The sequence below is a fragment of the Actinomadura sp. NEAU-AAG7 genome, assembly GCF_018603865.1.
Taxonomy (GTDB): domain Bacteria; phylum Actinomycetota; class Actinomycetes; order Streptosporangiales; family Streptosporangiaceae; genus Spirillospora; species Spirillospora litoris.
Map to the genome: position 1 here is coordinate 258,880 of NZ_JAHFZY010000005.1, position 26,973 is coordinate 285,852.

Annotated in this window: 27 protein-coding genes; 15 read left to right on the plus strand and 12 right to left on the minus strand. The window is 72.6% G+C overall.

Annotated elements, in window-relative coordinates; translation table 11 throughout:
• Positions 1-3: 3 nt before the first annotated feature.
• Positions 4-831, plus strand: coding sequence for a DUF3710 domain-containing protein (locus KLI87_RS23880; RefSeq protein ID WP_214618765.1), 828 nt, complete (start codon positions 4-6; stop codon positions 829-831).
• A 224-nt stretch (positions 832-1,055) separates the two neighbouring features.
• On the opposite strand, the gene KLI87_RS23885 is transcribed toward KLI87_RS23880, so the two are convergent.
• From KLI87_RS23885 to KLI87_RS23895, 3 genes are all read right to left on the minus strand, one after another.
• The gene (locus tag KLI87_RS23885; RefSeq protein WP_156215027.1) at positions 1,056-1,757 is read right to left on the minus strand and encodes a PIG-L deacetylase family protein; all 702 of its coding nucleotides are present in this window, start codon (positions 1,755-1,757) and stop codon (positions 1,056-1,058) included.
• A gap of 132 nt (positions 1,758-1,889) precedes the next feature.
• Positions 1,890-3,086, minus strand: coding sequence for a CU044_5270 family protein (locus KLI87_RS23890; protein WP_214618766.1), 1,197 nt, complete (start codon positions 3,084-3,086; stop codon positions 1,890-1,892).
• Entirely contained in the window at positions 3,079-3,684 is a 606-nt protein-coding gene (locus KLI87_RS23895; RefSeq protein ID WP_308166143.1) for an RNA polymerase sigma factor, read from the minus strand. The genes KLI87_RS23890 and KLI87_RS23895 overlap by 8 nt, the downstream gene beginning before the upstream one ends.
• 288 nt (positions 3,685-3,972) lie before the next feature.
• Between KLI87_RS23895 and KLI87_RS23900 the strand changes: the two genes are divergently transcribed.
• Both KLI87_RS23900 and KLI87_RS23905 read left to right on the plus strand, forming a co-directional pair.
• On the plus strand, positions 3,973-4,440 hold the full coding sequence (locus KLI87_RS23900) for a hypothetical protein (RefSeq protein ID WP_156215029.1): 468 nt from the start codon (positions 3,973-3,975) through the stop codon (positions 4,438-4,440).
• Between the two features lie 294 nt (positions 4,441-4,734).
• Entirely contained in the window at positions 4,735-5,373 is a 639-nt protein-coding gene (locus tag KLI87_RS23905) for a DUF4360 domain-containing protein (RefSeq protein ID WP_156215030.1), read from the plus strand.
• 82 nt (positions 5,374-5,455) lie between these two features.
• On the opposite strand, the gene KLI87_RS23910 is transcribed toward KLI87_RS23905, so the two are convergent.
• Positions 5,456-6,364 (minus strand): NAD(P)-dependent oxidoreductase, encoded by a 909-nt coding sequence (locus KLI87_RS23910; RefSeq protein ID WP_214618767.1) that lies wholly within the window; start codon positions 6,362-6,364, stop codon positions 5,456-5,458.
• A 60-nt stretch (positions 6,365-6,424) separates the two neighbouring features.
• On the opposite strand from KLI87_RS23910, the gene KLI87_RS23915 reads away from it, so the two are divergent.
• The 3 genes from KLI87_RS23915 (at position 6,425) to KLI87_RS23925 (ending at position 9,188) form a co-directional block, all read left to right on the plus strand.
• A complete protein-coding gene (locus KLI87_RS23915; protein WP_214618768.1) occupies positions 6,425-6,838 on the plus strand; it encodes a MerR family transcriptional regulator in 414 nt (137 codons plus the stop codon).
• A gap of 143 nt (positions 6,839-6,981) precedes the next feature.
• Entirely contained in the window at positions 6,982-7,836 is an 855-nt protein-coding gene (locus tag KLI87_RS23920) for an ABC transporter ATP-binding protein (RefSeq protein ID WP_214618769.1), read from the plus strand.
• Positions 7,833-9,188 carry an FtsX-like permease family protein gene (locus KLI87_RS23925; protein ID WP_156215036.1) on the plus strand — a complete coding sequence of 452 codons (1,356 nt, stop codon included), beginning with the start codon at positions 7,833-7,835 and terminating at the stop codon, positions 9,186-9,188. Before KLI87_RS23920 ends, KLI87_RS23925 begins: the two co-directional genes overlap by 4 nt.
• A 90-nt stretch (positions 9,189-9,278) precedes the next feature.
• Here the strand turns inward: KLI87_RS23925 and KLI87_RS23930 are convergent, their stop codons facing one another.
• Together KLI87_RS23930 and KLI87_RS23935 are read right to left on the minus strand one after the other, a co-directional pair.
• Positions 9,279-9,635 (minus strand): metalloregulator ArsR/SmtB family transcription factor, encoded by a 357-nt coding sequence (locus tag KLI87_RS23930; protein WP_308166144.1) that lies wholly within the window; start codon positions 9,633-9,635, stop codon positions 9,279-9,281.
• A gap of 9 nt (positions 9,636-9,644) precedes the next feature.
• Positions 9,645-10,082: an SRPBCC family protein gene (locus tag KLI87_RS23935; protein WP_156215037.1), complete on the minus strand. Its 438-nt coding sequence runs from the start codon at positions 10,080-10,082 to the stop codon at positions 9,645-9,647.
• A 156-nt stretch (positions 10,083-10,238) separates the two neighbouring features.
• Here KLI87_RS23935 and KLI87_RS23940 point away from each other — a divergent pair, with 156 nt between their 5' ends.
• From KLI87_RS23940 to KLI87_RS23950, 3 genes are all read left to right on the plus strand, one after another.
• A complete protein-coding gene (locus KLI87_RS23940; RefSeq protein ID WP_214618770.1) occupies positions 10,239-11,057 on the plus strand; it encodes a hypothetical protein in 819 nt (272 codons plus the stop codon).
• Between the two features lie 96 nt (positions 11,058-11,153).
• Positions 11,154-12,926 carry a murein biosynthesis integral membrane protein MurJ gene (murJ, locus tag KLI87_RS23945; RefSeq protein WP_250904182.1) on the plus strand — a complete coding sequence of 591 codons (1,773 nt, stop codon included), beginning with the start codon at positions 11,154-11,156 and terminating at the stop codon, positions 12,924-12,926.
• 50 nt (positions 12,927-12,976) lie between these two features.
• Positions 12,977-13,849 (plus strand): PhzF family phenazine biosynthesis protein, encoded by an 873-nt coding sequence (locus KLI87_RS23950; protein WP_214618771.1) that lies wholly within the window; start codon positions 12,977-12,979, stop codon positions 13,847-13,849.
• Here the strand turns inward: KLI87_RS23950 and KLI87_RS23955 are convergent.
• Positions 13,839-15,068, minus strand: a complete 1,230-nt coding sequence (locus KLI87_RS23955; protein WP_214618772.1) for an Ig-like domain-containing protein — start codon at positions 15,066-15,068, stop codon at positions 13,839-13,841. The two genes, KLI87_RS23950 and KLI87_RS23955, sit on opposite strands and share 11 nt — an antisense overlap.
• A gap of 96 nt (positions 15,069-15,164) precedes the next feature.
• A complete protein-coding gene (locus KLI87_RS23960) occupies positions 15,165-16,622 on the minus strand; it encodes an MFS transporter (RefSeq protein ID WP_214618773.1) in 1,458 nt (485 codons plus the stop codon).
• A 225-nt stretch (positions 16,623-16,847) separates the two neighbouring features.
• Here KLI87_RS23960 and KLI87_RS23965 point away from each other — a divergent pair, with 225 nt between their 5' ends.
• Together KLI87_RS23965 and KLI87_RS23970 are read left to right on the plus strand one after the other, a co-directional pair.
• The gene (locus KLI87_RS23965) at positions 16,848-17,180 is read left to right on the plus strand and encodes an OB-fold nucleic acid binding domain-containing protein (protein ID WP_214619095.1); all 333 of its coding nucleotides are present in this window, start codon (positions 16,848-16,850) and stop codon (positions 17,178-17,180) included.
• Positions 17,181-17,203: 23 nt separating this feature from the next.
• Complete coding sequence (locus tag KLI87_RS23970; protein WP_374225472.1) at positions 17,204-17,977, plus strand: DUF3159 domain-containing protein; 774 nt, start codon at positions 17,204-17,206, stop codon at positions 17,975-17,977.
• Positions 17,978-18,041: 64 nt separating this feature from the next.
• Here the strand turns inward: KLI87_RS23970 and KLI87_RS23975 are convergent, their stop codons facing one another.
• Complete coding sequence (locus KLI87_RS23975; RefSeq protein WP_156215045.1) at positions 18,042-18,701, minus strand: TrkA family potassium uptake protein; 660 nt, start codon at positions 18,699-18,701, stop codon at positions 18,042-18,044.
• Positions 18,701-19,366 carry a TrkA family potassium uptake protein gene (locus tag KLI87_RS23980; protein ID WP_214618774.1) on the minus strand — a complete coding sequence of 222 codons (666 nt, stop codon included), beginning with the start codon at positions 19,364-19,366 and terminating at the stop codon, positions 18,701-18,703. Before KLI87_RS23980 ends, KLI87_RS23975 begins: the two co-directional genes overlap by 1 nt.
• Positions 19,367-19,632: 266 nt before the next feature.
• Here KLI87_RS23980 and KLI87_RS23985 point away from each other — a divergent pair, with 266 nt between their 5' ends.
• The 4 genes from KLI87_RS23985 to KLI87_RS24000 all read left to right on the plus strand — a co-directional run bounded on the left by KLI87_RS23985 (position 19,633) and on the right by KLI87_RS24000 (position 24,049).
• Positions 19,633-21,672: an APC family permease gene (locus KLI87_RS23985; RefSeq protein ID WP_214618775.1), complete on the plus strand. Its 2,040-nt coding sequence runs from the start codon at positions 19,633-19,635 to the stop codon at positions 21,670-21,672.
• Positions 21,665-23,005 carry a class I SAM-dependent RNA methyltransferase gene (locus KLI87_RS23990; RefSeq protein ID WP_214618776.1) on the plus strand — a complete coding sequence of 447 codons (1,341 nt, stop codon included), beginning with the start codon at positions 21,665-21,667 and terminating at the stop codon, positions 23,003-23,005. The genes KLI87_RS23985 and KLI87_RS23990 overlap by 8 nt, the downstream gene beginning before the upstream one ends.
• A 212-nt stretch (positions 23,006-23,217) precedes the next feature.
• The gene (locus KLI87_RS23995; RefSeq protein WP_214618777.1) at positions 23,218-23,832 is read left to right on the plus strand and encodes a hypothetical protein; all 615 of its coding nucleotides are present in this window, start codon (positions 23,218-23,220) and stop codon (positions 23,830-23,832) included.
• Positions 23,833-23,896: 64 nt separating this feature from the next.
• Positions 23,897-24,049, plus strand: coding sequence for a hypothetical protein (locus tag KLI87_RS24000; protein WP_214618778.1), 153 nt, complete (start codon positions 23,897-23,899; stop codon positions 24,047-24,049).
• A gap of 590 nt (positions 24,050-24,639) precedes the next feature.
• On the opposite strand, the gene KLI87_RS24005 is transcribed toward KLI87_RS24000, so the two are convergent.
• Both KLI87_RS24005 and KLI87_RS24010 read right to left on the minus strand, forming a co-directional pair.
• Positions 24,640-24,981: a hypothetical protein gene (locus KLI87_RS24005; RefSeq protein ID WP_156215050.1), complete on the minus strand. Its 342-nt coding sequence runs from the start codon at positions 24,979-24,981 to the stop codon at positions 24,640-24,642.
• A gap of 58 nt (positions 24,982-25,039) precedes the next feature.
• Positions 25,040-26,962 (minus strand): right-handed parallel beta-helix repeat-containing protein, encoded by a 1,923-nt coding sequence (locus tag KLI87_RS24010; RefSeq protein ID WP_214618779.1) that lies wholly within the window; start codon positions 26,960-26,962, stop codon positions 25,040-25,042.
• Positions 26,963-26,973 lie beyond the last annotated feature (11 nt).

A 26,973-nucleotide genomic window follows, 5' to 3' on the forward strand; every position in this document is an offset into this window, starting at 1 on the left:
GTCGTGGCTTTTGGACGTCGCCGGCAGGCCGAGGAGCCTGAGAAGGATCCGGAGCTGACCGAGGAGCCGGCGGATGCCGTTGACGAGGCCGGCGAGGAGGAGGCCGCCAAGGCCGACTCCGGCGAGGGCGGTCCCTGGGACTCCGAGGACTCCTTCCCCGAGTTGCAGCGGCTCGACTTCGGCTCCCTCCAGGTGCCCGTCGCCCCGGGTCTCGGCTTCCAGGTGAACTTCGAGGCCACCCAGGTCGACGAGGACGGCAACCCGCTCGACGGGCGTCCCGTCGCGGTCCTCGTGCAGTACGAGGAGAGCGCGATGCAGCTCCAGGTGTTCGCCGCGCCCAAGCGCAGCGGCATCTGGGAGGACGTGCGCCGGGAGACCGCCAAGGACATCCAGGAGGAGGCCAACGGCCAGACCCAGGAGGGCGAGGGGCCGTTCGGCCCCGAGCTGCTGGCGATGGTCCCCGCGCCGCTGACCGAGGAGGTCCTCGCGGAGATGCCGCAGGAGGTCCGCGAGCAGATCCCGGCCGAGTTCGTCGAGCAGGGCTGGGCGCCGCAGATCATCCGCTTCCTCGGCGTGGACGGCCCCCGCTGGTTCCTCCAGGCCGTGGTGCAGGGCGCCGCGATCGAGGACGAGGAGCAGTGGCAGGTGCTGGAGGACGTGCTGCGCGGTGTGGTCGTCGTGCGCGGCGACGCCCCGATGCCCCCGCGCGACCTGCTCGAACTCCAGATCCCCAAGGAGTTCAGCGAGGGCGGCGACGACGAGGGGGAAGAGGGCGCCGAGCAGACCTTCGACCCGTTCGAGCGCGGCCCGGAGATCACCGAGGTCCGCTAGAGCGTTTCCGTGGCGCCGGGTGGCACGTCGCTTTTTTCGGACGTGCGGCCCGGCGCTTTTGCGTCCCCGACCGGCGGTGACGGGCCTTGCGCGCGCCGGGGAACGGGTGGTGAATCGGGGGCATGTCCAAGAAGACGCGCAAACGTCGCGCTCGCAAACGCTCCAAGCACAACAAGGGCAAGCGCCCCAACGCCCGCCACTGATCCTCCGGCGGCGCCCGGCCGTCAGGTCTCGATCATCTCGAAGACCATCGCGTGCTCGACGCCGAGCGCCCGGCCGGCCGGTTCCATCATCCCGGTGAGGAAGGCCGCCGCGTCGAACCCGGCGCCCAGGTTCGCGTAGTACTCCTTGTGCGCCAGCAGGGAGTCGATGCCGTCCTGGAGGTGGCCGGAGACGTCCACGTAGTGCGTGGACCTCGGCGAGCTGCCGAACAACGCGAACCGGACGCCCGGCCACGGCTCCAGCCCGAGGTCGCGGAACACCCAGCGGTTCCCGGCGTCGCGGACGGCGTCGGCGACCGCGAGCCCGAGGACGCGGTGGTCGGCCATGTTGAACCCGCCGTCCGGGAAGCTCTCCCGGAAGTTCAGCGAGACCACCACCTCGGGGCGGTGCCGCCGGATCGCCGCGGTCAGCGCGCGCCGCAGCGGCAGCCCGTACTCCAGCATGCCGTCGGGCAGGCCGAGGAACTCGACGGTGTCGACGCCGACGCGGCGGGCGGCCTCGACCTGCTCCGCCGCGCGGACCCGTCCGGCCTCCTCGGGGTCCATGCCGTCGATCCCGGCCTCGCCCCGGGTGGCGAGCACCTCCACGACCGTCTTGCCCTGCCCGGTCCACTTCGCGACGGCGGTCGAGCCGCCGTACTCCAGGTCGTCAGGGTGCGCGACGATCGCCAGCGCCCGCTCCCAGTCCTCAGGTACCGCGTCCATCCCGCCATTCTCGCGGGGCCCGCGGGCCTCTCGCGCCCCGGCGCCCCCGCGGGGGCCGCCGCCGGGACCGCGACCTCCCCGGACGCTTCCGGACACCGCCGGATCCGGCCGGGGAGGTCCCGTCCCGCACGGTCAGGAGGGCGACCTGTCGGTCCACTCCGTCGTCTCGTACACCGTGTAGTCGGCCAGCTCGCCGGGCCGGTGGAACCGGTCGGGCATGTCGCGCGCCTCAAGGCGCCTGGACTGGCCGCGGTCCCCGGGCGGCAGCGGCCTGCTGCCGCGCGGCGGCTTCGCCACGAGGTCCCGGATGGCGAGCAGCCTCCCGTTCCCGGGGTCGATGATCCACTGCCGCCGGTAGGTGCCGAGCTGCTTGGGCGCGGTGTAGAGCCCGAGCGGGACGGTGGTCACGAGCGGCAGCGAGACGACCGTTCCGGGTCGTCCCATCGGGTCGGCCGCCCGCCCCTCGGCTCGCACCCCCGGCAGGTCGGCGAGCATCCGGAACGCCGCCGCCCGCACCTTCGGCGGCGCGGGAGCCGTGGAGAGCAGCATCCCCGCCACATCGGTCAGGGCCCGGATCCGCTCCTCGCCCCGCAACGCGCCGATCGGCTCCTTCTTCGTGCTGGACGAGGCGGCGCGCCAGGCCCCCTTCAGGCCGAGGAGGTCGCTCAGCAGCGCGTCCGGCCGGGTCGGCAGCGCGGCGATCCGCTGCCGGGTCATGCCGAGGTAGTCGTCCTCACCCGGCCTCCAGCCGTCCCTCCCCTCCGACTCCGTGCGCATGTCCAGGAGGGCCTGTTCCGACCCGCCCTCCGGATTGGGGATCTTCACCCACTCGGGCGACCCCGCGGCCTGCCATTTCCGCCTGTCCTCGGCGGTGAGCGGGACGTCGGCCAGCTCGACGTGCGCCGTGCGGGCCGAGCCGTTCCGGTCGGTCCAGGTCTCGGTGCCCTGCCGCGAGTCCACCTTGTAGTGGTGCGCCCTGCTGTCGCCGACCGCGTAGATCTCGCCGCTGCGGGTCCTGGTGTGCCAGTACCTCCCGCCCGGTGCCCGCTCCGCGTTGGCGGCCGCCACCAGGAGCGCGTTCCCGCCCGGGCTCGCGGACACGTTCGCGGGCCGCTCGTCCTCCGCCGCCACCGACACGACGACCAGGGCCCCGGCGGCCACGGACGCCGTCGCCACCAGTCCCACCGCCGGCACGGTGAAGCTCCGCCGCCTCAGGCGTGCCGGACGCTCCGGCCGCGCCCGCCAGTCCACCCTCAGGGCGAGCCGGTCCGCGTCCTCCTCCTGGGCGAGCGCCGTCCGCATTCCGCGCAGCGCGTCCAGCTCATCCATGGTCGTCCTCCTCGGGAAGCGCCGCGCGGAGCTTGGTCCGGGCGCGGTGGATCTTGGCTTTCACGGTGCCGAGGGGCAGGTCCAGCGTCGCCGCGATCTCCGCGTACGACATCTCCCCCCAGGCGAGCAGCAGCAGCGCGTCGCGGTCCTTCGGCTTGAGCGAGGCCAGCGCCCTCGCCAGCCGGGGCCCGTGCGCCGCCGCGGCGGCGCGGTCGCTCGCCAACTCGGCGACGCCGTCCTCGGCGGGGTCCACCGCCGACTTCGCGAACGCCCGGTACATGCGGGTCTCCTGCCGGTGGTGCCGCGCGATCTGCTTGGCGGCGATGCCCCACAGCCAGGCCCCGAACGCCGAGCGCCCGTCGAACCTCCGGCGCTCCCGGAACGCGACGGCGAACGTCTCCGCCACCACGTCCTCCGCGAGCGTGCTCCCGAGCCGCCGCCTGACATAGGCGTGCAGCCGGGGCGCGTGCCTGCGGAACAGCTCCCCGAACGCCTCCGGGTCGTCCAGCGACGCCGCCACGACCCCGGGGTCGTCGAGCGCCGCGGCCCCGGCGCCGGGGCCGCCGGGCCGCGCCACCCGGCTCACCGCCCGTGCCACCGCATACGCCTCGCCATAGGTGCCTCCTTGTGATCACGATGCTGACACCCCCTCTATCCCGAACCCCGCCCCCGGGTTGCGTCCCCGCCGCCGATGCCGGGACGCGGGCCGGACGCGAGGTCGGGCGGCCCCGCCCGAGAATGCTCCGGGGCGGCTCCGCATGGGTTCCGCGAACTGTGCGGGGAGTCGGCGTGACCACGTCGGGACAATGGATTGTCGAACGGCTCGAATGCGCTTAACGTCTTGATCCGTGCGCACTTGTCAGGTGCGCTTCACAAAGGAGAAGGCATGCTGGTCAGAAGGATTCTGTTCGTGCTGTCCGTGGTCACCGCGACGATGTTGGGCGTGGTGTTCGCAGAGCCCGCCATGGCCGAGGATGTGATTACGTCAAGTTTCGACAAGCAGGTGGCTCATCCGGGTGAGACGGTGACCTTGACGGTCACTTTCAAGAACCCCGAGACCGTCGATGTGACGTTCACCTATCTAACGGTCAACCCGACCTACGACACGACGACCGACAAGACCAAATACACGATGGGCGCCTGCGCCGGCGAGATCACTTCCTGTAACTACTTCACGACGCCTATCCCCCCTGGTGGGACGCGTACCATGACGCAGCCCGTCACGATCGCCGCCGACTCGCCCTGTGGACAGAACATCAACGTCGGCTTCTACTTCTACAGCTATCGCGAGTCCGCCGCGGGCTCCTTCGACGGGATTGTGGGGGGTGGGGCGCCCGTGACCGTCCAGTGCTGACGCGTTCGGTGCGCGCCGCCGTCAACAAATAGCTGAACCCAGCTCGAAACCAGGCCCTAGCGGGCACGTTCGATTGGCGGTGATCCACTGGAACGGTGCACGCTCGGCTGTCAATTCTGTTCGGGCGGGCCGCGGTTAAATGTTGATGATTGACAGCACTTGGCATGAAAGTTACTCTCCGTTCAGTTCTTGGGTTGGCGCCTATGGAAGGGCGCTGGTGGGAGAGCGGGTTGCCGGGCAGCCGCATTTTCGGTCAACCAAGACAGCGTCCACTCCCAGTGAGGAGGGAGTCCCATGCGTAAGGGAATTGTCGTTTCCGCTGTGGCGGTCGCGGCGACGGCGGCGGCGGTGACGCCGGCCGTGGCCGCGCCGCGCCCCGCCAACGGCCCGTCCGGGGTCACCATCGAGGTCGCGATGCTCAACGGGTCAGGATGCCCCGTCGGCACCACGGCGGTGGCGCTCTCGGAGGACCGGAACGCGTTCACCATCACCTACAGCGACTATCTGGCACAGGCGGGAGGCTCGGCGAACCCCGTCGACGGCCGCAGGAACTGCCTGATCTCCCTGCGGGTGCACGTCCCGCAGGGCTTCACCTACGCCATCTCGTCGGTGGACTACCGCGGTTTCGCGCACCTGCAGGGCGGAGCGGGCGCCACCCTGGCGGCCGGCTACTACTTCCAGGGGCACCCGCGGACCGAGAGGGTCGCGCACGACCTCTGGGGAGCCTTCGACAACAACTGGCAGTTCACCGACCAGTCCCCGCTGGACCAGCTCGTCTGGCAGCCGTGCGGCGAGGCGCGCAACCTCAACATCAACAGCGAGCTGCGGGCCGACGTGGGCAGCTCCGCTCCGGACAAGGTCAGCTTCATCGCCATGGACTCCACCGACGGCAGCATCAAATCGACCTACCACGTCGCCTGGAAGCGCTGCTAGGTCCGTCTGATCACGGCACCCTCGCGGGCGGGCCGGCTCACCGAGCCGGTCCGCCCGTCAGTGCCGCGGGTGGCGGCGGGGCTCAGCGCCCGGGGGTCTTGAAGACCTCGAACATCGCGAAGTAGTTCTCGGCGCCGCGACCCTGGGCGATCGCGCGTTCGGCGAGTTCCCGCATCAGAGCGGGCAGTTCGGCGTGGACGCCCTGCTCGACGCTGGTGCGGGCGATGTGCTCCAGTGCGTTCAGGTTCATCGTCATGGTTCCGAAGTCGCCGGGGTAGGCGCCCTTGTCCAGGTTCGGCGCCTGTTCGGCGAGGCTCGCCGGTGACAGCACGACCGGCATGAACCAGCCGAGCGCGAGGTCGGCGAACTCGGTCGCGGACATGTCCGCCGAACCGGCCAGCGCCGCGGCGTGCAGGAACCCGTTCAGGGTCGCGTACATCATGCCCAGCAGCGCGGTGTTGAGCAGCACCGCGAGCCCGGGGTCGGCGCCGAGCAGGCGGGAGTCGCCGAGGAGCGCCAGCGTCGGCTCGTACCGGTCGAAGACCTCCCGCGGGCCGCTGTAGAGGAGCACGGACTCGGGACGTCCGACGAGCACCGGCGGCACCATGATCGCGCCGTCGAGGTAGCCGACGCCGCGCCCGTCCGCCCACGCCGCCGCCGCGCGGGCCTCGGCCGGGGTGCCCGAGTTCAGGTTGACCAGCGTGCGCCCCGCGAGCGCGCCGGCGCCGACGGGGTCGAGCACCCGGTGGAAGGCGGCGTAGTCGTTGAGGCACACGATCGTGACGGGGCTCGCGGCCACCGCCTCGGCGACGGTGTCCGCGCGTCGGGCGCCCCGCGCGACCAGGCCGTCGGCCTTGGCGGGGGTGCGGTTCCACACCGTCAGGCCGCGGCCCTTGTCCAGGAAGGCCGCCGCCAGCGCCGTCCCCATCGGACCCAGGCCGAGAACGGTGACCTCGGTGTCGCCGCTGATAGAAGATTCCTTGTCTGCCATGCCGGATAGGTTGGACCCTCACACCGGCGTGAGAGTCAACCCGAGATGGTGGGGCGTCACATGCGGATCGGAGAGCTTTCCCGGATCACGGGCGCCAGCGTGCGCTCGTTGCGCTACTACGAGGAGCAGGGGCTGCTGCGCCCCGTGCGGCGCCCCAGCGGTTACCGCGAGTACCGGCCGGAGGACGCCGCGACCGTCCGCGGCATCCGCCTGCTGCTCGGCGCCGGGCTCGGCACCGCGACGATCGGCGAGCTGCTGCCGTGCATGACCGACGACGGCGAGGTCCTGGCGCCCGCCTGCTCCGGGATGGTCACCGACCTGCACCGCGAGCGGGCCCGGCTGACCGAGGCCGCCGAGGAGCTGCTGGCCGCGCGGGACAGGCTGGACGCCATCATCGAGGCCACCCCGCGGCTCGACCCCGCCGGCCCCGCCGACCCCGCGGAATGCGCGGCGGCCGCCGAGGCCGCGCGTTAGGCGCCGGACGCCGTCGCCGTCCGATGGTGGGGTTTTGCCTACCCCGATCGGCATGCTGGACCCCTCCTGCGGGCCTGGGGCCGTCCGTAGCTTCTTTCTCAGCGGCGCTCACCGGGAGTCGCCGGGCTGAGAGGAGAAGGTCGATGTCGCGGAACAAGGCGGTGGACCAGGCCGGGGCGTCCGCGCCCCACGGCGAGGCGCTCCGGCTGGAGGGGGTGCGCAGGGTCTACGGCGCGGAGGGCAACCAGGTCACGGCGCTGGACGGGGTGTCGGTGTCGCTGCCGGCCGGGTCGTTCACCGCGGTGATGGGCCCCTCGGGCTCGGGCAAGAGCACGCTGCTCCAGTGCGCCGCCGGTCTGGACCGCCCCACCGGGGGACGGGTGTTCGTCGACGGCGCGGAGCTCGCCGGCGACAACGAGGCCGCGCTGACGCGGTTCCGGCGGCAGCGCATCGGGTTCGTCTTCCAGCAGTTCAACCTGCTGCCGACGCTGACCGTCATGCAGAACGTCACGCTGCCGCTGAAGCTCGCGGGCCGCAAGGTGGACCGGCGGCACGCGCGGGCGATCCTGGAGCGGGTCGGCCTCGGCGAGCGGCTCGACCACCTCCCGGCCGAGCTGTCGGGCGGGCAGCAGCAGCGGGTGGCGATCGCGCGGGCGCTGGTCACCCGGCCCCGCGTGGTGTTCGGCGACGAGCCGACCGGCGCGCTCGACACCCGCAGCGCCCGCGACGTCCTCGCGCTGCTCCAGGAGGCCGTCCGCGTGTACGGGCAGACGGTCGTGATGGTGACGCACGACCCGGTCGCCGCGTCCTACGCCGACTCCGTGCTGTTCCTCGCGGACGGCCGCATCGTCGGCCACCAGCCGCAGCCGACCGCCGAGGCGGTCGCCGAGCGGATGACCCACCTCGCCGACGAGGTCGAGCGGCAGCGCGCCGCGGCGGGAGCGGACACGGGGGGCGCGAACACGGCGGGCGCGAACATGGCGGGAGCGAACCGATGATCGGGCTGGCCTTCCGCTCGCTGCGCAAGCGCGCCGGCGCGTTCGTCGCGAGCTTCCTCTCGATGTTCCTCGGCGCGACGATCCTGATGGCGTTCGCGTCCATGCTCGACACGGCCAACGGCGACAACGTCACCGGCACCGCGAAGAGCACCCTCACCACGATGGCGAGCGTCGTCGGCGGCTGGGGGCTGCTGCTGGTCGTCTTCGCCGTCACCTCGACCCTGACCCTGTCGGTGCGGCAGCGGGCCGCGGAGATGGCGCTGCTGAAGAGCATCGGCGCCACCCCCGCCCAGCTCGGCCGGATGATCGTCGGTGAGGCCGCGGGCCTCGCGGTCGTCGCCGCGCTGCTGGCGATCGCCCCGGCCGTCCTCGCGGGCCGGGCCCTGCTCGGCCTGCTGCACGACACCCACCAGGTCCCCGGCGAGGTCTCCTACTCCTTCGGGCCGATCGCGGTCGCGATGGGCCTCGGCATCACGTTCGTGTCCGCCACGCTCGCGGCGCTGCTGACCGCCCGCCGCGCCACCCGCGTCCGGGTCACCGAGTCGCTGATGGCCGCCTCCACCGGCACCGCGAAGCCGAGCCGCAAGCGCCTCGTGTTCGCCGGGCTGTTCCTCCTGCTCGCGCTGGACGAGGCGATCGTCACCTGCACGCTCATGCGCGACAAGGGCAGCGACGCGATGGCGACCTCCGGGCAGGCCGACATCCTCGCCGCGATCGGGCTGGCGCTGCTGTCCCCGCTGATCATGCGGCGGGTGACCGGCCTGCTGGCCGGGCCGCTGCGGATGCTCGGCGCGACCGGCGACCTCGCGGTCACCAACATGCGCCGCCGGACCGGCGCGATGGCCGCCGCCGTCACCCCGATCATCCTGTTCACCGCCACCGCCGTCGGCACCCTGTTCCTCCAGGCCACCGAGAACGCCGCGACCCGCGCCGCCGGGGTCGCCAAGACCGCCGACCAGAAGGGCATCGAGACGCTCAACCTCGTCGTCATCGGGATGGTCGTCCTGTTCACCGCCATCATGCTGGTGAACACCCTCGTCGCGGCCACCGCGCACCGCCGCCGCGAGTTCGGCCAGACCCGGCTCGCCGGGGCCACGCCCCGCCAGGTGCTCGGCACCGTCGCGCTGGAGTCGGTCATCCTGACCGTCACCGGCGTCGCCTGCGGCACGGTCGCGGCGGTCTTCACGATCGTCCCGTTCGGGATCGCCCGCAAGGACTCGCCCACCCCCGACGGCAGCGTCTGGACCTACCTCGCGGTCGTCGCGCTGGCCGCCGTCCTCACCGGCGCCACCGCCTACGGCGCGACCCGCCGCGCGCTCCGCACCCCCGCGGTGAACGCGGTCATGCCCTGACCCCGTCCCGCGGACGACCGCGAGCGGCCCTGACGACCCCCCGTCGCCAGGGCCGCTCGCGGTTCCGCCGTCGGGTTCGGCGCCCCCGTGTCAGCGGTCCTCTCGCTCCGCCTCCTCGGCGACGCGCTTGATGGCCGCGAGGCGGCGGTCCCAGTCGGCGGCGAGCGCGCCCATCCAGCGCGCCGTCGCGCTCAGGGCGGCGGACCGCACCGCGTAGCGGACCTCGCGCCCGACCCGCGCGCCGGTGACGAGCCCGGCGGCGTCCAGCACGGCCAGGTGCTTGACCACCGCCTGCCGCGAGACGGGCAGCCGCCCGGCCAGCGCGGTCGCGCTGGCCTCGCCGTGCTCGGCGAGGGCGTCGAGGATCGCGCGCCGCGTCGGGTCGGCCAGCGCGGTGAGCACGCCGTCGACCGGCGCCCCGCCGGCGCCGTCAGAGTGATCGGTCACGTTCGTCGGTCACGCCTTTTCGACGCGGGCCTTGAAGTTCTCCAGCACCTCGGGCCAGCCTCCGCTGTTGTCCTTGACCGCCTGGGCGCGGAGGTCCTCCGACCCGGCCAGGGCGGCGAAACCGCTCTCGACGACGCGGAGCCGCGTGCCCTCGCCCTCGGGCGACAGCGTGAACTCCACGAGCGTGCTGTTGCCGTCGCGCGGCTCCTCGCCGGGGAACGCGCTGGCCCAGCGGTAGGCGAGGTACGTCGGCGGCTGGACCTTCTCCACCCGCACGGGGAAGTCGCCGTACTGGGCGTTGTGCGCCACCGTCGTCTCACCCTCCTTGGCCGCGCCGGGCGTCCCCGGCGTGTCGGACGCCCAGAACCCCGGGTCGGCCACCAGCGACCAGACCCGCTCCATGGACGCCGCGATCAGGGTTTCACGCTCGATCCGGTCCTCGCTCATCGGATGTCCCCTCTCGTTGTTCTCGTTCTCGTGCAACCCAAGAGTTGCACATGTCGGGCGTTAAGCGCAACCTTCGAGTTGCACTTCGTGGGGCGGTGGCCGTGCGGTCGACGACTGGAGTAGGGTGGGTGAGTACTCACTCATTGGGAGTTGATGATGAGCGTGAGCGAGGTCCGGGGCGGGCTCGCCCCGGGGACGGTCGTCGCCGGGGTCCTGCGCATCTGGACGGACGCGCGGCGCGTCGAGCGCGTCGCGTACGCGGTCGGCGGGCTGCTGCTGCTCTCCGGGGTGTTCCACCTGGGGGTCTTCGCCGTGGACGGCGGTCCCTGGGAGGGGCCGGTGTCGTGGCGCAAGGCCGTCACGTTCGGGCTGTCGTTCGGGCTGACGCTCATCACGATCGCGTGGGTCGCCTCCTACGTGCCGCTCCGGGACCGGACGCGCGGCATCGTGCTCGGGGTGTTCACCGCCGACTGCGTCGCGGAGGTCGCGCTGATCACCACGCAGGCGTGGCGGCGCGTCCCGTCCCACTTCAACATGGAGACGCCGCTCGACACGACGATCTCGCGGCTGCTGGCCGTCGGCGGCGGCATCCTGATCGCGACGCTGGTCACGCTCGCGATCGCCTCGTTCCGGGAGAACCCGGAGGTCGCGCCCAGCATGCGGCTCGCGGTGCGCGTCGGGTTCGTCGCGCTGATGCTCGCGCTGGCCTCCGGCGCCGCGATGATCGCGCGCGGTGTGACGGAGGTGCAGACCGGGCACCAGCAGCTCGCCTACCACGTGGCGGGGGCGCTGAAGCCCGCGCACGCCGTGACCATGCACGCGATCCTCGTCCTGCCCGCGCTGGCCTGGGCGCTGGCGCTCACCGGGCTCCCCGAGACCCGCCGGACGCGGGTCGTCGCGATCGCGTCCTGGGCGTACGCGGCCGCGGCCGGGGTCGTGATCGCCGTGTCGGTGGTGAACTTCGCCACCGCCTGATCGGCCTTTCGGACGGGTCGGCGCCGCCGGTGTCGGCCGTTCGGACGAGGGGCGCACCCCGGGCCGCGGGGCATACTGCGGCACCAGGGGGTGCCGATGGGAGAGCGCGAGCAGCGCCGCATCATGCCCGAGGTCTTCGAGGCCGCCGAGCGCGACGAGCCGCCCGGCGAGCCCGAACCCGGGCTGGTCCCCGCGCGCGACCCCGAGGACGTCGGCGACCCGCCGGGGGAGCCGCCCCCGAAGCCGCCGGGCGTCGTCCGGTCCGGCGCGGTCATGGCGGCCGGGACGGTCGCGTCCCGCTTCACCGGGTTCCTGCGGACGGTCGTGATCGGCGCCGCGCTCGGCACCGCGCTGCTCGGCGACGCCTACCAGGCCGCCGAGATGATCCCCTTCACCGTGTACCAGCTGCTCCTCGGCGGGCTCCTGACCAGCGTGTTCGTCCCGTTCCTGGTGAAGCGGCGGATGCGGGACGCCGACGGGGGAGCGGCCACCGAGCGGCGCCTGGTGGGCGTCGCGCTCGCCGGGCTCGCGGTGCTGACGGCCGTGGCGGTGCTCGCCGCCGACCGGCTGATCTCGGTGTACGCGGGCGGGTACGAGGGGCGGCAGCGCGAGGTGACCGTGCTGCTCACCCGCCTGCTGCTGCTCCAGATCTTCTTCATCGGCGTCAGCGGGCTGTCGGGCACGCTCCTGAACGTCCGGCAGCGGTTCGGCGCGCCGATGTGGACGCCGGTCGTCAACAACCTCATCACGATGGCGGCCGGGCTGGCGTTCCTGTGGATCGCCGGGCCCGGCCGGACGACGCAGACCGTCACCGACGCGCAGCTCACGCTGCTCGGCCTCGGCTCGGCGGCCGGGACGATGGCGCAGAGCCTCCTGCTCGCCTGGACGCTGCGCGCCGCCGGGTTCCGCTGGCGGCCCCGCTTCGACCTGCGCGGATCCGGGTTCGGCGAGGCGCTGCGGACGGCGGTGTGGATGCTGCTGTACGTCGCCGTCGCGCAGGCGGGGGTGCTCGTCACCGCGAACGTCGCGACCCGCGCCGGGCGCCGCGCCGCCCTGGACGCGGGCCACGCCGTCGCGGGCAGCGGGCTCGCCGCCTACCAGTTCGCGCTCGTGGTGTTCCAGCTCCCGTACGCGGTCATCGCCGTGTCGGTGATCACCGCGCTGCTGCCCCGGATGAGCGCGCACGTCGCCGGGGGGCGCCGCGACCTGCTCCGCGACGACTTCTCCCGGGGGCTGCGGCTCGCGTGCGCGCTGCTCGTCCCGCTGTCGCTCGGGATGCTGGTGTTCGCCGTCCCGGGATCGGTCGCGCTGTTCGCCTACGGCAGCATGACGCCGGACGGGGCGCGCCGCATCGGCGCGGTCCTGACCGTGCTGGCGGTGATGGTCGTCCCGTTCACGCTGCACCAGCTGCTGATGCGCGTCTTCTACGCCCTCGGCGACACGCGGACGCCGAGCCTGATCGCGGTCCCGGCCGGGGTCGCGCAGGCGGTGACGGCGTTCGCGCTGCTCAGGTTCGTCCCGGCGCGCCAGGTCGTGCTGTGGCTGCCGGTCGCCTACGGCCTGTTCTACCTGGTCGGGGCGGTCTGGTCGGCGCTCGTCCTGCGCAGGCGGCTCGGCGGGCTGGACGGGCGCCGCATCGCGCGGACCCTCGTCCGGCTGCACGTCGCCGCGCTGCCCGCGATGGCGTTCGCGGCGGCGGTCGTGTGGGGGTTCGGGCACATGCACGGCGACCGCCTCCCGAGCGTGCTGGCGGTCGCCGTCGGCGGGCTCGGCGGGGGAGCGCTCTACCTCGGCGCGGCGCGCCTGCTGCACGTCGCCGAACTCGGCTACTTCACCTCGCTCGCGCGGTCCCGCCTCCGGCGGGCATGACCGGGAGCGCGGCGGGAGTAAGCGGGGGCGTCCCCGCGTTGCTTGCGGACATGACGGAATCACCGGCCACGGTCCTGCGGTACACGGCGTTCACCACCGACCCGGGCGGGGGCAACCCGGCGGGCATCGTCCTCGACGCGTCCGGCCTGGACGAGGCGGACATGCTCGCCATCGCCGCCGACGTCGGCTACTCCGAGACCGCCTTCCTCACCGGCCCCCCGGAGGGGCTGGGCGAGTCGGGGCGGGCGTTCACCGTCCGCTACTTCAGCCCGAAGGCCGAGGTCTCGTTCTGCGGGCACGCGACGGTCGCGGCCGCCGTCGCGCTCGCCGAGCGGCACGGGCCCGGCGCGCTGACGTTCGCCACCCCCGTCGGCGTCGTGCCGGTCGAGGTCGCCCCGGCCGAGGACGGGACGCCGCGCGCCACGCTCACCAGCGTCGAGCCGTCCGTCCAGGACGCCGGCGCCGACGAGGTCGCCGAGGCGCTCGCCGCGCTGCGCTGGGACGCCGCCGACCTGGACCCCGCGCTCCCGCCGCGCTTCGCGTTCGCCGGGGCGCGGCACCTCGTCCTCGCCGCCGCCACCCGGGCGCGGCTGGCCGACCTCGACTACGACTTCGACCGGCTGGCCGCGTTCATGACCGCCCGCGACCTGACCACCGTGCAGCTCGTGTGGCGCGAGTCGGAGCGGGTGTTCCACGTCCGCGACCCGTTCCCGGTCGGCGGCGTGGTGGAGGACCCGGCGACCGGCGCTGCGGCCGCCGCGTTCGGCGCCTACCTGCGCGAACGCGGCGAGGTCGAGGACGCGGCGACGCTCACCCTGCACCAGGGCGACGACATGGGCCGCCCCGGCGTGCTGACCGTGGAGCTGCGGGCGGACGATCCGCGCGTGCGGGTCTCCGGCGCCGCCGTCCCCATCACCGGCTGACCACGAGGGGGCCCAGCGCGCCGCCCGCCTTCCACCGCGACCAGGGGAGCTGCCAGTAGCCCCAGCCGTTGTCCCACTCCAGGGCGCGGTCGGTGCCGGTGACGGTGACGACGTCGCCGCGCAGCGAGCCGCCGTAGAACCAGCGCGCGAAGTCCGGCGGGGCGTTGACGCAGCCGTGGCTGACGTTCGCGCGTCCCTGCGACTCCGCCGACCACGGCGCGGAGTGGACGTACTCGCCGCTGCTGGAGATCCGCACGGCGTGCCGCACCTTCAGCTCGTAGTAGCGCGGGTCCGCCCGGTCGGTCACGCCCATCCACGCCGACGACATCACGACGGGGTCGCCCTTGCCCATCGTCAGGTGGACGCCGCTGGTGGTGGTGTAGGCACGGCGTCCGCCCTTGCCCGCGCTGATCCCGACGGTCCGGACGGGACGCCCGTCCACCCGGACGGTCATGCGGTGCCGCCGCGTGTCGACCGTGCTGACCCGCGCGGGGCCGACGCGGAACGCGGTGACGTCGCCGGACGCCCCGTACACGCCCGGCGCCGACCGCACCCCGGCGGTGTGGGCGAGGAGCGTCACGCGCTGCCGCGCGGGCCACAGCCGCCGGGGCCGGAACACGACCTGCCGCGGCGACGTCCAGCGCCAGGCGCCGACGACCCGCCGCGACGCCCGCAGCTCCAGCGACCGCTCGACGGCCGCGCGGCGCGCCACGGGGCGGTCGAAGGTGACGATCACCGGCATGCCCACCCCGACGACCTCCCCGTGACGCGGGGTGACATCGCTCACCCGGAAGGTCCCGGACGGGCGGAGCGTCGCGAACGTGGACGCGGCGGAGGTGCGGGCGCCGCGCTCGTCCTTCCCGGCGGCGACGACGGTCACGGCCGTGCCCGGAGGCAGCGTCCAGCGTGACCGCCAGGACCGGCGGTCGCGCGACAGGCGCCCGGCCACCGGCTCGGATCCGGCGCGGACGGCCACCCGGCCGAGCGTGCCGCGCCGGGCGAGGACGGCCACGCGCCCGTCGGGCGGGACGTCCCGGGAGCCGTCGGCGGGTGTGATGAGGATCGGCGGCGCCCGCCGCGCGGCCGGACGGGCGGGCCGCGGCGGCGGTGTGCGCTCCGGCCGTCCGGCCTCCGGAGGCGTGCCCGGCGAGCATCCGGTACCCGTCATCACCAGCAGGAGCAGGGCCGTTCCGGTGACCCGCTCCCCGAACTCGCGCAATGTCCCGTCCCGCCGCTCGTCGCATACCAAAACCCTCCGTAGTGAAATACCTACGGAGGGCGATTTTGGCAAGCCGGACGCCGGATCCGCTCTCGGTCAGGCGCCGCGGGCCTTGCGGGGGAGGAGGAACGCGACCAGGAACGCCACCGCGGTGAGGCCGAGCGTCAGCCCCGCGACGAGCTTCGCCGCCTCCAGCGCCGCCTGCTCGTGGCCGCCCGTGCCGGAGTCCATCGTCCCGAAGAACACCGTGCCGAGGACCGCGATGCCGAGCGAGGCGCCGAGCTGCTGGACCGACTCCAGCGCCGCCGAGGCCGAGCCGACCTCGTGGTCGGCGATGCCCGCCACGATGATGTCGAACAGCGGCACGAAGATCATGCCCATCCCGGCGCCGAACAGCAGCAGCGGCGCGGCCAGGTGCCAGGCCCCGAGGCCCGTTCCCGCGACCTCGAACACCGCGTACAGCGCGGCCAGCCCGGCGGCCATCAGCGTCAGCCCGATGTGCAGGACGTGCCGTCCGAGGCTGTTCATCGCCATGCTGCCGAACGCCGACCCGACGAACGCGCCGACCGCCCAGGACGCCATCGCGAGGCTCGCGTGCAGCGGGGTGTAGCCGAGGCCGAGCTGGAGGAACATCCCGGCGGCCAGCGAGAACCCGGCGATCAGCCCGAAGAACACGACCACGAACAGGACCCCGGAGCTGTAGGAGCGGTTCGCGAACACGCTCAGCCGCAGCAGCGGCGCCCGCCCCGCCGCGCCCCGCCGCCGCTGGTGGACGGCGAACAGCGCGAGCACCGGCACCGACCCGGCCAGCAGCGCCAGCGACCACGCGGGCCAGCCGAGCTCCCGGCCCTGGACGAGCGGGTAGACGAGCATGCTCATCCCGGCGCCGCCGAGCAGCATCCCGGTCACGTCCATGCCGCCGGAGCGGTCGGTGCCCGCCGGGGCGGGCAGCACGCGGGCGCCGACGACCAGCGCGTACGCGCCGACCGGCAGGTTCATCAGGAAGATCGCGCGCCAGCCGGTGCCGAACAGGTCGGCGTCCACGAGCACGCCCGCGACCACCGGGCCGAGGATCGTCGCGAGCCCGATCACGGGGCCGAACAGGGCGAACGCCTTGCCCATGTCCCGCGCGCCGAACAGGTCGCGGATCAGCCCGAAGCACTGCGGGATCATCACGGCCGCGAACAGGCCCTGCACCACCCGGAAGCCGATCAGGGTCGCCGGCGACCAGGCGAACGCGCACGCCGCCGAGGCGACCAGGAACCCGGTGGCGCCCGCGAGCAGCACCGGGCGGCGGCCGAACATGTCGCCGAGCCGCCCGCCGGTGAGCAGCGCCACCGCGAGGGCCAGGGTGTAGCCGGCGGCCATCCACTGGAGCGCCGCGAGCGACCCGCCGAGGTCGGCGCGGATCGCGGGCGCGGCCACGTTGACCACGGTGGAGTCGAGCAGGTTCAGCAGCGTCGCGGCGAGGATCGCCGACAGGCCGAGCCAGCGCCGCGGGTGCGGCGCGGACGCCGCGGGGGTGTCGATCGGGGTCTCGATCGCTGCGGTCACGGTGGTCGCCTTCCGTTAGGAGCGGAATGTTCTGTTCCGATAATAGCAGAACGGAACGCTTCATTCCAACAGTCACGGAGGGGTTCGGGTGGGCTGTGGTGGTTCGTCCCCGCGATGCCATACGCTTCGAACATGGACGAGGTTTCGGCCGGAGCCCCACGGGACCCCGGCTCCTCCGCGCCCGAGCGCGGCAAGGGCGGTGGCCTGCGGCGCTTCCTGCGGCGCATGGCGTCCAGCAAGGCCGAACTCGAGGCCGAGGAGCTCCAGAAGACCACCGACGACGAGGGCGCGACCCCCATCACCGACTGCGCCGAGCGCAAGCGGCACTGCGTGGCCGGTACGCTGCGTACGGTGACGCTCCGTCCGCGGGGCGGCGCCCCCGCCCTGGAGGCCGAGCTCTACGACGGCACCGACGTGATCAACCTGGTCTGGCTCGGCCGCCGCAAGATCGCCGGCATCGACCCGGGCCGCCGGCTCCGCGCCGAGGGCCTGGTCAGCCTCCAGGACGGGCGCAAGGTCATGTTCAATCCGCGATACGAGCTGCGCGGCGGCTCGTGACACCGGCCGGCCGGGAGAGCGACGTGAGCGAAGACGTGGGCGAAGCGGCGGCGACCGCCCCGAGCACGCCGAGCACACCGAGCACGCCCGACCCGAGCGCGCCGTCCGAGCCGGAGCCCGGGCCTGAGGCCGAGGCGGCCCACGACACCGTCGAGGCGGCGGTGCGGGCGCAGCTCGCCAAGGCGCTCGGCGGGGTCCGGGGGATGGTCGAGGCGGCCGTCCCGACGCTCGCCTTCACCGGCACCTACGTCGGCACCGACGAGATCAAGACCGCCGTCGCCGCCGGCGTGGGCGCGGCGGTGGTGCTGCTGCTGGTCCGGATCGCGCAGCGCTCCAACCCCCAGTTCGTCCTGAACAGCCTCGTCGGCATCGGGATCGCGGCGTTCTTCGCGCTGCGCTCGGGCAAGGCCGAGGACGCGTTCCTGCCCGGCATCCTGCTCAACGCCGGCTACGCGGTCGCCATGATCTTCTCGATCGCGGTGCGCTGGCCGGTCGTCGGCTTCATCATCGGCTCGGTCACCGGCGACCCCACGGCGTGGCGGTCCGACCCGGGCATCCTCAAGCTGTGCATGCGGCTCACGTGGCTGCTCGTGCTGCCCTGCGCGGTGCGCGTCGCCGTCCAGTACCCGATCTACCTGGCCGACGGCGACCAGAGCGGCCTGCTGGGCGCCGCCAAGATCGTCATGGGCTGGCCGCTCCAGGTGGCGGCCCTCGCCGCGATGCTGTGGCTCCTCGCCAGAGGCCGCACCCCCATCGAACGCGACGAGGACCCCGTCCTCAACCCGCGCGACTCCTGACCTACGAGAAAGGCGCCACGGACCGTCCCGTGGCGCCTTACATGTCGGCCCGCGTCTTGAAGCCTCAGCGCGCTCCGAGGAGTTCGGCCAGTTCGTCCTCGACGTCCTGGCTGGCGACGAACATCAGCTCGTCGCCGGGTTCGAGGGTGTCGTCGGCGGACGGGACGAGCACGCGCCCCTCCCGCAGGATCGCCACCAGCGCCGTGTCGCGCGGCCAGGCCACCGACCCGACCCGCTCGCCGCCGAGCGGCGCGTCCTCGGGCAGCGTCAGCTCCACCAGGTTCGCCTCGCCCTGCCGGAACGTCATCAGCCGGACGAGGTCGCCGACGCTGACGGCCTCCTCCACGAGCGCCGACAGCAGCCGCGGCGTGGACACGGCCACGTCCACGCCCCACGACTCGTTGAACAGCCACTCGTTCTTCGGGTGGTTGATCCGCGCGACGACCCTCGGGACCCCGTACTCGGTCTTGGCCAGCAGCGACACGACCAGGTTGACCTTGTCGTCGCCGGAGGAGGCGACCACGACCTGGCAGCGCTCCAGCGCCGCGTCGTCCAGCGCGGAGATCTCGCACGCGTCGGCCAGCAGCCACTCGGCGCGCGGCACCATCTCCACCTTGATGGCCTTCGGGCTCTTGTCGATCAGGAGCACCTCGTGCCCGTTCTCCAGCAGCTCCTGCGCGATGGAGCGGCCCACCGCGCCCGCCCCCGCGATCGCGACCCGCATCAGGCGTCCTCCCCGCTCCGCGCCGCTACGGCGGCGTTCACCCGCTCCAGATCGTCGGCGCGGGCCATGATGTGCACGATGTCGCCGTCCTGGATGACCGAGTCCCGCTCGGGGACGAGCGCCTCGCCCATCCGGGACAGGAACGCCACCCGCGTGCCCGCGTGCTCCTCCAGCGCGGACACCTTCTCGCCCACCCACAGGTGCCCGGTGTCGAGCTCGGCGAGCACCACGGCGCCGGTCGGGTCGCGCCACAGCGGCTCGGCGCCCTCGGGCAGCAGCCGCCGCAGGATCTGGTCGGCGGTCCACCGGACGGTCGCGACCGTGGGGATCCCGAGCCGCTGGTACACCTCGGCGCGGCGCGGGTCGTAGATCCGGGCGACGACGTTGTCGACGCCGAACGTCTCGCGCGCCACCCGCGCGGAGATGATGTTGGAGTTGTCGCCGCTGCTCACGGCGACGAACGCGGACGCCTGCTCGATCCCCGCCTCGGCGATCACATCGCGGTCGAAGCCGAACCCGGTGATGCGGCGCCCCCGGAAGCCGCTGCGCAGCCGGCGGAAGGCCTCGGGGCTCTGGTCGATGATGGCCACCGAATGGCCCTTGTCCTCCAGGATGTGGGCGAGCGTCGACCCGACGCGCCCGCACCCCATGATCACGATATGCACGGCCGTTCCTTCGATTCGTCCAGGAGGACGGTCCCCCTGGAGCCCCCGCGCCGTGCACGGCATTCGTCGTGGGCTGCCGACGCCGTGCGCACCCGAGGATCGCTTCACAGTGAATGATCCCTGCCGGGCTGCAAACCTACACATCCGCCCAGGAGAGGGCTACCCGCCTGGGCTTTCGCGGGTTCGCCGGAGCGTTCCGCCCCCGGGCCGCGCGCGGGAGGCGGGCCCACCCGGAGTGATCGCCACGACGGGCTAGAGTCTCGTTCGTGTCTAAGGTTCCGGACCTTGTGAAGCGGGTGCTCCTGGGCCGCGCCCTGAGCAGCTCCCAGCAGCACGAGCAGCTCCTGCCCAAGCGTATCGCGCTGCCCGTGTTCGCCAGTGACGCCCTGTCGTCGGTGGCGTACGCGCCGCAGGAGATCCTGCTCGCGCTCGGCGCGGGCGGCCTCGCCATGTACCACTACACCCCCTGGGTGGCCGCGGCCGTGGTGGTGATCCTGCTCACCGTGGTCGCCTCGTACCGGCAGAACGTCCGGGCCTACCAGAGCGGCGGCGGCGACTTCGAGGTCGCCACCACCAACCTCGGCGACAACTGGGGCGTGGTCGTCGCGAGCGCCCTGCTCGTCGACTACGTGATGACGGTCGCGGTGTCGGTGTCCTCCGGCGTCGAGAACCTCGGAGCGCTGCTGAAGTTCATGCAGCCGCACGAGGTCGCCGTCGCGATCGTCATGGTCGTGCTCATCACGATCGCGAACCTGCGCGGGCTGAAGGAGGCGGGCGTCGCCTTCGCGGTCCCCACCTACCTCTTCATGTTCGCGATCGGCAGCATGCTGCTGTGGGGCCTGTTCCGGCTGGCCCTCGGCACCGACCTGCAGGCCGAGACCGCGAACTACGACATCAAGGGGAACGAGACCGACCTCGCCGGATTCGCGCTGGTGTTCCTGCTGCTGCGGGCGTTCTCCTCCGGCTGCGCCGCGCTGACCGGCGTCGAGGCGATCAGCAACGGCGTGCCCGCGTTCAAGAAGCCCAAGGGCGACAACGCCGCCACGACACTGCTGATGCTCGGCGTCGTCGCGATGACGATGTTCGGCGGCGTGACGGCGTTCGCGTTCATCACCGACGCCAAGTTCGCCGACCCCGACGCGGACGTCCACATGATCGACCCCGCCACCGGCAAGGCGGTCGCCGACGCCGACCCGGTGATCGCGCAGGTGGCGCACACGGTGTTCAGCAACTTCAGCCCCGGCTTCGCGCTCGTCACCGCGATGACCGCGCTGATCCTGTTCCTGGCCGCCAACACCGCCTTCAACGGCTTCCCCGTCCTCGGGTCGGTGCTCGCGCAGAACCGCTACCTGCCCCGCCAGCTCCACACGCGCGGCGACCGGCTCGCCTTCAGCAACGGCATCCTGATCCTCGCCGCCATGGCCGGACTGCTGATCTACGCCTACGACGCGTCCGTCAGCCGCCTGATACCGCTGTACACCGTCGGCGTGTTCGTGTCGTTCACCGTCAGCCAGATCGGCATGGTCCGGCACTGGAACCGGCTGCTGGCCGGCGAGGACGACGCCGCGCAGCGCCGCCGGATGAAGACCTCCCGGGGCATCAACGCCTTCGGCGCCACGCTCACCGGCATCGTCCTGATCGTCGTGCTGATCACCAAGTTCGCGCTCGGCGCCTACATCGTCTGCATCGCGATGCCGGTGCTGTTCCTGCTGATGCGGGGGATCAGGCGGCACTACGACCGGGTCGCCGAGGAGCTCGTCCCCTCCGGCGAGGACGTCACGCTCCCCGCCCGCAACCACGGCATCGTGCTCGTCTCCAAGATCCACAAGCCGACGCTGCGGGCGCTGGCCTACGCGCGGGCGACCCGTCCGTCCTCGCTGGAGGCCGTGACCGTCGCGGTGGACGCGGAGGAGTCGCAGCGCCTCCAGCAGGAGTGGGACGCGCTCGACATCCCCGTCCCGCTGAAGATCCTCGACTCCCCGTACCGGGAGATCACCCGGCCCGTCCTCGCCTACGTCAAGGGGGTCCGCCGCAAGAGCCCCCGCGACGTCGTGACCGTGTTCATCCCCGAGTACGTCGTCGGCCACTGGTGGGAGCAGCTCCTGCACAACCAGAGCGCCCTGCGCCTGAAGGGGCGGCTGCTGTTCCAGCCCGGCGTCATGGTCACCAGCGTGGCGTGGCAGCTGCACTCCTCCGACCGCCTGAAGGGCCGCGCCGAGCCGCCGGGGCCCGGCGCGTCCCGCCGCCCGCCCCGCGCGGCGGCCGACGCACGCCCGGGTGGCGGTAGTGTTTCGGACCGTGACTGATCAGGACACGGGCCTTCTCGAACTAGAGGTCGGCAACGTCGCCAACGGCGGATTCTGCGTCGCCCGGCACGAGGGACGCGTCGTCTTCGTCCGGCACGCGCTGCCCGGCGAACGCGTCCGCGCCCGGGTCACCGACACCACGCGGAACTTCCTGCGCGCCGACGCCGTCGAGATCATCGAGGCGTCCCCGGACCGCGTCGTCCCGCCCTGCCCCTTCGCCGGGCCCGGACGCTGCGGCGGCTGCGACTGGCAGCACGCCTCGCTGCCCGCCCAGCGCGCGCTCAAGGCCGCCGTCGTCGAGGAGCAGCTCCAGCGCCTCGCCGGGATCACCCGCACGGTCGTCGTCGAGGAGGTCCCCTACCCCGTCGACTCCGAGATCGTCCCGCCGCCCGGCCTGGGCTGGCGCACCCGCGTCCAGTTCGCGGTCTCCGGCGGCGCCGTCGGCCTGCGCCGGCACCGCTCCCACGACATCGAGCCCGTGGACGAGTGCCTGATCGCCCACCCCGGCGTCGAGCTGATGGGCATCGAGCGCAAGCGCTGGCCCGGCGCGTCCGGCGTGGAGGGCATCGTCTCGGCGACGACCGGCGACCGCCTCGTCGTCCTGCGCGGCCGCGACCGCCGCAAGATCCGCGTCCCCCGGCTGGACGTGCCGGTCCGCCTCGTCCGGGGCAAGCCCGAACCCGGCGCGAACCTGCCCTACGTCCGTGAATCCGTCTCCGGCCGCCTCTTCCAGGTCAGCGGCAGCGGCTTCTGGCAGGTCCACCCCGGCGCGGCCCAACTGCTCGCCGACGCCGTCGTCGCCGCCCTGGAGCCCAAGCCGGGCGACATCGCCCTCGACCTGTACTGCGGCGTGGGCCTGTTCGCGGGCGTCCTCGCCGACCGCATCGGCCCCGACGGCCTGGTCGTCGGCGTCGAGTCCGACGGCCAGGCCGTCCGCGACGCCCGCTTCAACCTGCGCGACCTGCCGAACGTCTCCATCGAGCGCGGCCCGGTCGAGGAGGTCGTCGCCGACCTGGAGTTCGGCCGCGCCGACTCCTCGTCCCGCACCCAGAACAAGCGCGGCGGCACCGGCCACCAGGGCGGCACCCACGTCCGCCGCGCCGACCTGGTCGTCCTCGACCCGCCCCGCACCGGCGCGGGCCGCGAGGTCGTCGACCACATCGCCCGCCTGGCCGGCCGCAAGATCGCCTACGTCTCCTGCGACCCCGCGACCCTGGCCCGCGACCTCTCCTACTTCGGCGAGAAAGGCTGGACCCTGGAGACCCTCCGAGCCTTCGACGCCTTCCCCATGACCCAGCACGTGGAACTCCTGGCGACCCTCGTCAAAGGCTGACTCCCACCCCGACCTGCGAGTTCATGGGAATCGTTGGGTCGGCATGTGACACGATCGGCCCTGTTCTCGACCCTTCCGACGCACCGGGCACGCACGATCATGGTGCGCTCGTGTGGCCGGATCGTGACAGGTGTGCCCCTCAGCGCGTCCGGTGGCGGCGACGGTACGTCCCACATCCGTCCCCCGCCGCGACGCCCTGTGAGAGGACCCTCATGCCCAAGCTCGCGGTGCTTGTCGCCGTCACCGTCACTGTCACCGTCGCCCTCACCGTCACCGGCTGCGGCGGCGAGGACGAGCCGGACACCGAGAAGCAGTCGGCGGCGCCCGCGCCCAGCGCGATGCCGACGACCCAGCGGCTCACCTGGGGTGAGGCAGCCCAGGTGAGCGGTTCCAAGGGCGGGAGGATTCGCGTCACCCCGCTCGCCGTGCTCTACACCCCCGGCGCCAAGCAGAGCGGCAAGGCCGAGAACGGCCTGTACGCCGTCATCTCCCTCAAAGTGGAGGCGGTCGACAAGCCGGACACCACGGCAGGTGGAGCGGGCGGCGGCCTCCAGTGGCGCGGCGCGGGCCGGACCATCGCCACCGGCGACGGGAACACCGCGACGACGGCGTGGACCGGAGCAGTCCCGGAGTTCGACTCGCTGATCGAGCCGGGCCACCCGCGCGAGGGCATCGAAACCTTCGACGTGCCGAGCAAGGGCGGGCGGCTCGTCTACCTGAACCCCGAGGACCGAACGATCGCCGCGAGCTGGGACATGCCGGCGACCGACCAGGGAAGCACGCTCGGCCTGGCGAAGGTCCACAAGCGGATCAGAATGTTCAGTTAGGCGGGTAGCGGTACGTCACCACGGGGCCGTGGTCGCGCCGGAACGGCGGGCCGAGGATGGGCCCGTGGCCAAGGACAGGGACCGCCGTCTCCGCGAGTGCGGCGCCTGCCAGGGCGAGGGCGGGCACTGTGCCGACAACGGCAAGGACGAGGACACGGCCCGCGTGGAGCGCTCCTGGGTGAAGTGCCTTCCGTGCAATGGGGCCGGGCTGGTCTGATGCAGGACTGGGACGCTTCCGCCTGCGAGCACTGCGGCGGCACCGGCGACCAGGGTGGTCGGTCGCCGGATGTCGGGCCGCCGGATCTGAGCGCACCGCGTCCGCCGGTCGGCCGGCACGCCGTCGTGGAGGAGTCCGGACTGTGTCCGGGCCGCCTCGGCGCGCGGGAGGTCGTGAGCCTTCAACCGGGCAAGCGCGGCCGGGCACCTTGCCCGCGATGCGCCGGCCCCGGTGGCAGGGTGCCCCACGCTGTCCTGGCCCGCGCGTCCTTGGGGAAGGGCTGTACCGCGTCGGCGCGGCGGCCGTTGGAGGGCGCGGCAGCGGCCGTCCATGTGCGGCTGGACGTCCGGCACAGCGATCGCCGTGGACCTGGCCGCATCGGCCCGGACCCGCCGCCCGCCCGGGCATCGTCGCCTCCGGGCGGGCGGCACTGTACTTCTCTCCTTGGTCGTGCCTCCGCGTCTTGGAAGCGGGCAGAGACGGGGCGGCGCCGCAGGCTTGATGACCGGCATCTTGCCTCGCCGCCGCCCCGCCCTGCTTCGTGCGGGCCGCTCTCTTATGGGCGAAATGGGGCCTTTATCGCGTTGGGCTTAGTCGGGGACGCGGGTGTAGTCGCCCCTTCTGCCGTCGGGGGTGGTGACCGTCAAATGTTTTCCGTCTGAGGATACGATGCAGGTACTGGCGCCCCTGCTTGTCCCGCAGTCGAGGATGGCCCGGTAGGTTCGCTGCTGTTTCTCCGCTTTGAAGGTTCCAATGCAGCCTAGGCTCCCGCCCTGAGCGGACATGGTGCCGTCGTCGCGGAACTCGGCCGTTATCTGGTCGCCCTCATCGCCCTCGTCGCGCCATTTGCCGACGATGGGGCCGGGGCTGTTGGAGCACCCGGAGACCAGTGTGATCATTATTGCGGTGAGCACAAGTAATCCGCGCGGCATCAGACCTCCTGAAATCGGTCCTAGCAGCGTGCCCTATTGGACGGGCGGCCTCAACGAGTTAGCGAAAGTTCATCGTGCGGCGGTAGGGCGGGAGGGGGCCCGCGTTGTTGAGGATGGCGGTGCAGGCGGTGTTCGCCGCGCAAGCCTGGGCCGGGTTCTTGGGGTTCAGGAGGGTGTTGTCGGTGAAGGTGAGGTCGTTGGGGTCGCCGCATTCCTGTTCGGCGGTGGGCCAGGCTCCGGGGAAGGTGCGCCGGGCGACCCAGGAGGGGACGGCGTCGTCCCAGAAATTGCCTACATAGCGGACGTTCTGGACTGGGCGGTCGCCCCATACCTCGCTGCATCCGCCGATCGCCGCCGCGTAGTCGAAGGTGGCGTTGCGGCTCACGGTGACATAATTGGTGCTGTCGTCGGTGTAGATTCCGACGTTCCATTCGGGGTGCTTGCTGTCGTTGACGGCGTTTCCGCTGATGACGGCGCCGTCCGCGAACGAGGTGCCCTGTTCGCCGCGCAAATAGATGCCGCCGCCGTCCGGTAGTGCGAGGTTGGTCTGGAAGATCCGGTTGTTCAGTATCCGGTTGCGGTGCATGATCCCGCGCAGGTCGTCGCTCGGGCCCGAGAGGATGCCGCTGTAGGGGACGTGGTCGACCTGGTTGTGGGCGAGCGTGGTCTCGGAGGTCGCGGTGTCCCAGATGCCGGACGAGGCGCGGTAGTCCACGCCGATGTGGTGGATCCAGTTGTTGGTGATTCGGTTGCCCCGGTTCACGCCCTTTTCGGCGGGCGGGACGACGCCCAGCAGCACGCCGCCGTCGGACACGTCGGTGATCACGTTGCCGTCCACGACGTTGTGCGAGCTGTTGTCGGAGATCTCCAGGGCCTGCCCGCCCAGGTGCACGAAGCGGTTGCCCTCGAACCTGATCCGCTCGGCGGTGTGGAACGCGAGGTTGCCGGGGACCGTGCGCAGGCCGTCCGGACGCATGTACATGCTCCAGGCCGACGCGAACCCGGCGGGTTCGCTGGGGGCGAGCCAGGTGGCGTGGGCGAAGGTCAGGCCCCGGAAACCGATGTCGTGCAATGGGCGTCCCGGGCTTCCGGCGCCGTTCACCAGGGATTCCAGGACGGGTGCGACCACGTCGGCGCGCCGCATGTCCTGGTTTTCGCGCGGCATGTACAACAGCGCGTGGTGTCCCGGACGGGAGCGGTCGAGATACCAGCCGCCGGGCTCGCGCAGGAAGGTCGGCGAGTTCTCGACTCCGGATACCTCCGCCATTGCTTCGGCCCCGTACAGCTCCTTGGCCAGCGACCAGCAGGGCTCGTCCATGGTGATCGTGGAGTGTTTCGCGTCACCGGTGATGCCTGCTATGCCGCAGCGGCCCTCGGCGTAGCCGTATTCGTAGAGGACCTCTATGTCCCGGGGTGATTTCCACGTCTGCGGGACGGTGCTGTCGGTCTCATAACCGGTCCTGGTCGCCTTGAAATCACCGGGAAGGCGTTTTCTGATGGCGGTGCGGGTGGCGCGCCGTCCGTCCACATAGAGCTGCCGGGTGTCGAGCGAGCCCACCTCGGCGCGCCAGACGCCCTTGAGGCCCGGGTCCGGCCGCCAGTCCGTGATCTTCCGTCCGCCGCTGACGGCCACGGGCTCCTGGTGTCCGGTGCCGTAGCCGGCGGCCTGGTAGATCACGCGGTGCCCGCCGCTTCCGGAGTCGCCCGCCTCCTCCGTCATCCGCAGCGGCGCGTCCAGGGTGTAGGTGCCCGCGCGCAGGTTGACCACCAGGTCGGCCTTCATGTGGGAGGTCCGTTCGCGCACGGCCCGCTGCGCCCGCTGGAGGGTCGCGAAGGGCTTCCCGGCGGTGCCCGGACCCGCGTCCTCGCCCCAGGGGGCCACGTACAACTGGTCCGGGCCCGGTTCGGCCCACGCGGGCGGCGGCGCCACCGCGACCAGCGCGCCCGCCGCGAACACCGCTGCGGCACCCCGTTTGACCATCGTCAAGGCTC